We start from the raw sequence: 723 nt of genomic DNA, 5'->3' as shown, positions 1-723 counted from the left end.
GTTAGTGACTTTAATGCGGGTTAAAGACCCGCGGCGAAGACACTAACCTATTGAAAGTTCCCCCGGTCCTCCCTTATGAACGGCGAAGCCACATGTGTTTCGAGAAGCCACCAAAGAAGTGGCTTTTCGAAACACATGTGGCTTCTCAGCATAAGACCCACGGGGCTGATTTACATGTCGGGCCAGTCGCGGTGCAACGAATACTCCGTATCCCCATCACCATTATCGTTCAGGTGCCAACGCTGACCGGTACGAATATCGGCCTTGCGCAGACGCGGGTTCGGGTTATCCGGCTTGCCCATAGTCGGATCGTTCTTGCAGCCCCAGCGAGTGTCGTCGTAGCTGCAGTCACCTGCCACGCGTCCCACATCAACCCACCACACACGCACCAGCAACGGGTCACTGGTCGCCTGCGGGGTCACTTCCATCATCTGCCACGGGCCACCATCCACACGGAAACGAGCCGTGTAGTGCACGGTCGCATACGCGTGGAAGTTGCCAGAGCGCTGGTAGGCGTAACTCGTTGCGGTTTCACGCGGGCGTTCACGGGGATAGGTGGTCACGGGCTGACCTGCCGTGTAGTGGGTGTCTGTATCTCCGTTGCCGTACTCGATGACATAGGAGGAGGGCATGAGCTCAATTTCGACGTGTCCGGTGAGCATGTCTGCTTCGAGGCGGTAGGGGCCTCCGTCATCGACGTAGAAGTTGATCTGGTCGCCCTTG

The 723-nt window shown here is 57.8% G+C and carries 1 pseudogene; it reads right to left on the bottom strand.

From position 1 onward, the window contains the following. Nucleotides 1-170: 170 nt before the first annotated feature. A pseudogene (locus tag HMPREF2765_RS01965) lies at nucleotides 171-723 on the bottom strand (peptide ABC transporter ATPase); the annotation flags it as partial.

The organism is Rothia sp. HMSC062H08 (genome assembly GCF_001810775.1).
Lineage (GTDB): Bacteria > Actinomycetota > Actinomycetes > Actinomycetales > Micrococcaceae > Rothia.
Note: the sequence above shows the minus strand (reverse complement) of the source record. Positions and strands in the feature narration are given on the sequence as shown.